The organism is Thermococcus sp., assembly GCF_027063845.1.
Lineage (GTDB): Archaea > Methanobacteriota_B > Thermococci > Thermococcales > Thermococcaceae > Thermococcus.
Map to the genome: position 1 here is coordinate 1 of NZ_JAMOQU010000077.1, position 5,153 is coordinate 5,153.

Below are 5,153 nucleotides of genomic sequence, written 5' to 3' on the forward strand. Positions count from 1 at the left end.
GGGAAACCGGGAACGCCGCCGGCCACTAACCTTCTCTCGTAACCACCTACACAAAAGCTATTTAAGAGACCGGGACTATTTTTTTACGGTCGGTAGTTATGCTTAAGAAGTCATCGAAGGGCAGGCTGACTTGGGACTACATTCGGGACCGGCATTCCGAGGTTATCGAGGAATTCAAGACCCTGCGTAATTGGGACGAGGTTAAATCCGCCATTCCCGAATCGGAAACCCTCGGTGACTACTCTCTTCTTGCCCTCGAAGCAATAGCGGCCGTCATCCGGGAACTCCGCATTGAGCGCTCCTTTCTGAGTGAGAGAATAGAGAACATCCATCGCAAGCTTGAGGAGCTCGGTACTTCTTACAGGGAACTCAGCTACTCCGTTGACAAACGGCTCAAGGAGCTTGAGGCCAGGATTTCAGAGCTGGAGCAGAGGACGCTTTTCCTTGAGGGCGTCGAGGCTATAGTCCCGAGGATGAATGAGCTTGAGGAGAAGCTTGACCGCCTTCCGGCTGAGCTCTTTAAACGTGTTGAGGAGACATATGGGAAGAAGGCCGATGAGCACCTCAGGAAGCTCGTTGAGGAGCGGGTTGAGGAGCTGAGGGAAGAGCTCAAGCGGGAGGTTCTCGGTGTAAGTGTTGACCTTGCCAAGGCCCTTAAGGAGCTTCAGGAGCACTACGAGAAGCTCGTTGAGGAGAACGTCCGGCTCAGGGGTCTGGCGCGGGAGAACGATAAGTTAAGAAAGAAGCTCGTCGAGCGGGAGCGCGAGCTGGAGGAGCTGAAGAAGAGGCTCGCGATGTTCCAGGAGATGGCCAAGCGCGTTGATGCCCTGAGCGAGAAGATTGGTAAGTACGAGGAGAAGCTTAAGGAGATTCGGGCAATCGAGAAGGAGCTGGTAACCCTGACCGGTGCAAGGGACGCTCTCTCGGCGATTGAGGTTATCAAGAGCGATTTCATTCCCAAGTCCAAGTTCGAAAAGACATTAAACGAGATAAGGTCACTTCTGGCAGAGGCCGAGTCGCTGAAGGAGGAGAACGAGCGCCTAAGACGGGAGAACGAGAAGCTTAAGGAGGCCCTTAAGACGCTCCTCCAAGAGAGGCTTGGTGAAACTGGTGATTCAGACACCTCTGTCGAGAATGATGAGTCTTGAGAGCCCCTCTTTCAGCTTCTTCTGAACGAGTTCGCTTCGGTCGTCCTTTATCTCCTCAAGCTTCGACATCACTATCTTTCTGAGCTTTTCGTTGGTTTCGCCGAGTGCAACTAACGTCTCGACGGCGCTCGCACGCACGAGCTCGTTCTTGTCGTGGAGGAGAGCGAAGAGCTTTGGAAGGAAGGGGGTCACGTACTTTATCCCGTTTTCACTAAGCGCAAGAATAAAGTTAAGCGCCGCGAGCTTGTCGGAGGTTTCCTTTGAGGTCAGCATGAAGCCTATGTCGCGAAAGACGTTGCCGAGCAAGCTGGGTCTAACGCGCATTATTTCCTCAAGGACGTAGGTCGCGTTCACCTTTATCTTCGGGTCTCCAACGCGGTAGTTGGCGAAGATTACCGGCACTATTTTTGCCACTTTGTCCGGTGCAATCTCGGCCAGAACGCCGAAGGCCCTGGCTATCTCCTGGGTGAGGGGAACAGCCTCGCTCTTCCTGAGCATGACCATGAGCTTGGTTATCAGCGAGTCGTGTAGCTCGGGCATGTCACTTAGGACTTCGACGACGACACGGAGGGCGTTCTTCTGAACTGTCCACAGGTCGTCATCGAGGAGTTCTATGACCTTCTTGAGGAACTCCTTGTTGACCGTTGCCCTCGCTATGACCTCCTGAATGCCTTCCCCCGTTGCCAGTGCCTCTCTAAGGTCGAACTCCTCGTCCATCGCTTCCACCATAGTGGATACTGCAAAGATTTATATAAGCTTTTCACCACCTCTTTTGGGGGATTAGCCATGAAGCGAAGCGTTCCAGTGATTTTGGTGGCTTTGCTGGCGTTTCTTCTGCTCGAAAGCGTTTCAGCGTCCGACCCAGTGCTGTGGAAGGGGACGGTCTGCGATAACGTGAAGTACCAGAAGAGCATAGAGGCCGTTGCCCTGACGGAGGATGCTGTCTACGCCGCCTGCTCCTACAGACAAGTCATGAACTCAACGGGTCTTGTCCAGGTTTATTACCTTGGAGTGCTCTCTGCCTTCTCAACAAACGGCACAAAACTTTGGGAGAACGTCTCAGGGTACACCGTTAAACTCTCTCCTACAAGGGATGGGGTTATTGCGGGCAGTTTCGGTGCCCTCCTCAAGTTCGACGAGAATGGTCGCATAGTGTCGCTTTACGACGTTGTGAACAAGCTCTATGACTTCGTGGTTTCAGACGGGGTTGTCTATGTGGCCGACGGGGACTTCTTCCTGTACAACGGCTCCCGCTCCTATAAGGGTCACGTTTATGCTGTGAAGCTTGGTGGGAACTTAACCGGTATATGGAACATCACCTTCGATGACATGATTACCCGCGTTAGGACTGGCAACGGCATCATCTACGCAAGCTCCGGCTTTCCATCGGGCTACGTCGGAAGCTTCCAGTTCGGTTCCCTCTACGGAATATCCCCCGAAGGAAAGCTCCTCTGGAACATCAGCCTCGGCCACTGGGTTCGGGACATGGAGGTCTGGAAAGGCAACGCGGTCCTTGGAACCGGTTGGAATAATTCAAAGGGTCGTCTCTACGTGGTTTCATCCACAGGAAAGGTGCTCCTCAACGAGAGCCTCTTCTACACCGAAGACATAGTTGTAATCAACGATACCGCTTATATCGGAGGCTACGACGGCAGGAACGGAACTCTGGTAGCCGTTGAGATGTCCTCAGGAAAGACCCTCTGGGAGAGAAAGTTCCCCTATCGCGTTAAGACCCTGGCCTACACCGACGGAGTTCTTCTGGTCGGGACGGGTAGGTTCCAGAGCAGGACAGAGAACGGGACGACCTACATTTACAGCGTTGGCAACCTGTACGCCATCAACCCGGAGGACGGAAAGACCCTTGGGGAACTCCCGAACACGGGCTATGTCAGGGACATAGCAGTATGGGGTAGCGAGGCGGTAATCGGAACGGCGAGTTCAACCTTCTACGTGATTGACGTCAGCGCCATGAAAGGAAGCCAGAAGAGCTCTATATGCGGGCCCGGGTTCATGGTTCTCCTCGCCGTTGCGGTGATACTCTGGAGGAAGTTCACATAGAGACGAGGCCGTATTCGATTAGTTTGTTCACTATTTTTCTTCCTTCCCTTGTGAGGTCAACGACCTTCCTTATCATGACTATCTTGAGGAGCCCCTTGTCTATCATCCTGTCGTAGATTTCTTCGATTTCCCTCTCGCTGAGGCCGAGGAACTGGTGTATTTCAAGCGGGTTCAGACCGGAGTAGAGCGCCATGAGTATCTGCTTCTCCGTCTCGTCGAGGCTCTCAAGCTCCTTGAGCTCCTTCTCCATCACTTCCTTGAACTCCGCCTGGAGCGTTGGGAACTCCTTCGAGACCTTCATGATGAACTCGAAGTAACCGGGTATGTACTTGAGGAGGTAGCGCAGGATGAAGAGCCTCGTCTTCTTCTCTGGGATGTATAGGTATGACGTTACCGTCTCGTTGATGTAGAAGTGCTTTATCTTCCACGCCTGAACCTTCTTGCCGTCCATGTCAACTTCCTCGACGTCCATGTCCTCAACATCAGAGAATATCGGGATGGGCCTCATGTCGGGGTCGAGAACCACGATGTTCCTCTCGGTTTTTCCCTTCTTGGCGGACTTGACGGAGACTATTCTCAGCGAACCGTCCTGCCACTTGGACTCCATGTTTATCGCTCCGCCCTTTATCCTTGCGAGCTGTATCCTGACGGCCTTTCCGTTTATCAGGGTTTCAAAAATCGTGTGGACGAACTCCTTGAACTTCTTCTCATCATATATAAGGAGGTTGTCACCAATCGTCAGGATGAGCGTGAGGTCGCCCCTTCCGGGAACGTAGAACTTCAATCCAAAGTGCTCCTTCTCAGGGTTGAGCTTGTAGTTGTCGGGGACGTTGACGGCCAAATCGCTGAGCGTTGAGAATGGGAAGTTGTCCTCGCCGACGACCTCACCCATGCGAAGATACTTCAGAATAAGCCTGTCGTGCTGAATAACCCCGAGGGCGTCGCGCCAGCTGACGCGGCCCGAGCCCTTCCAGGACGAGATAATGGCTACCTTGACTCTCGTTTCCGTTACCGCCATAGGCCATCCCTTCCGCCCTCAGGTGAGGGCCTGGCACTCCTCCAGCTGCCTTTCGAGCTTCTCAACCTTCGCGCGGAGCTTCTCGCACTCCTGGGAGAGCTTAACCTCAAGGGGCGTTACGGCCGGGTTTCCACCGCGCGAGGATATCATCTCGTCGAGTATGCTCACGGCACTGTTGATGCTACTCGTTATCCTTATAAGTGCTTCCTCGGGTGGGAGCTTGATGGTGGTCTTCCCGTCCTTGCTCTTGACGGTAATTGGGAGCTTCGTCCTTGCGACGTAGGCTATGACCTGGTTGAGCTTCTCCTTGTCCTTTTGGCTCGGGAAGCGTGCTAGCCAGAGCTTCTTGAACTCGTCGAGTTCTGCAAGAACCTTCATGAGGAACGCGTTGTACTCGTCCTCGCTTATGTAGCCGAGGGTGTAACCCCTCGCAACGTCGAGGAGCATTAGGAGCCTCTCCTTCTTGTGCCTGGCCTCGTCGAGGACGCGCTGAACCTTCTCGTCAATGACCTGACGGAGCTTCTTGATGAGCTCGTCCTCGTTAACACCCGAGACGCTCATCTGCTTCTTCTCCTCTCGGGGGGCAGCCTTGGGCTCCTCCCTTTTCGGGGCGGGGCTCTCGCTCTTCAGCTCCCGCTCAAGCAGGGCCGCGTAGAGCTCCCCCATCTGGTTGCTTATCGCGTTGGTTATGAGGTACGCTGTAACCACCATGCCGAGCAACACCACGACCGCAATGACTGCAATCATTACCCAGTCCACGTTCTCACCCCCTCAAAGTGGAAAGGGAAACAACGAAAGTCACAGCTTGAATCTGCTGATGATGTCGCGTAATTGGGCCACGATGTTTTTGAGGTCGTTTGCTGCTCTCTCGAGTTCCTCAGTGGCAGCAGTCTGCTCTTCAACAGCAGAACTAACCTCCTCAGCACTGG

At 53.8% G+C, this 5,153-nt stretch carries 5 protein-coding genes; 2 read left to right on the plus strand and 3 right to left on the minus strand.

The window, feature by feature from the left end:
* Positions 1 to 98 precede the first annotated feature (98 nt).
* On the plus strand, positions 99 to 1,148 hold the full coding sequence (locus tag MVO87_RS05825; protein ID WP_297515094.1) for a coiled-coil domain-containing protein: 1,050 nt from the start codon (positions 99 to 101) through the stop codon (positions 1,146 to 1,148).
* Here MVO87_RS05825 and MVO87_RS05830 read toward each other — a convergent pair.
* Entirely contained in the window at positions 1,116 to 1,865 is a 750-nt protein-coding gene (locus MVO87_RS05830) for a PH0542 domain-containing protein (RefSeq protein ID WP_297515105.1), read from the minus strand. The two genes, MVO87_RS05825 and MVO87_RS05830, sit on opposite strands and share 33 nt — an antisense overlap.
* 69 nt (positions 1,866 to 1,934) lie before the next feature.
* On the opposite strand from MVO87_RS05830, the gene MVO87_RS05835 reads away from it, so the two are divergent.
* Positions 1,935 to 3,206 carry a BamB-related PQQ repeat family beta-propellar protein gene (locus MVO87_RS05835; protein ID WP_297515096.1) on the plus strand — a complete coding sequence of 424 codons (1,272 nt, stop codon included), beginning with the start codon at positions 1,935 to 1,937 and terminating at the stop codon, positions 3,204 to 3,206.
* Here the strand turns inward: MVO87_RS05835 and MVO87_RS05840 are convergent.
* Complete coding sequence (locus tag MVO87_RS05840) at positions 3,199 to 4,224, minus strand: CheF family chemotaxis protein (protein WP_297515098.1); 1,026 nt, start codon at positions 4,222 to 4,224, stop codon at positions 3,199 to 3,201. The genes MVO87_RS05835 and MVO87_RS05840 overlap by 8 nt on opposite strands.
* An 18-nt stretch (positions 4,225 to 4,242) precedes the next feature.
* Complete coding sequence (locus MVO87_RS05845; RefSeq protein WP_297515101.1) at positions 4,243 to 4,983, minus strand: hypothetical protein; 741 nt, start codon at positions 4,981 to 4,983, stop codon at positions 4,243 to 4,245.
* Positions 4,984 to 5,153: the final 170 nt, after the last annotated feature.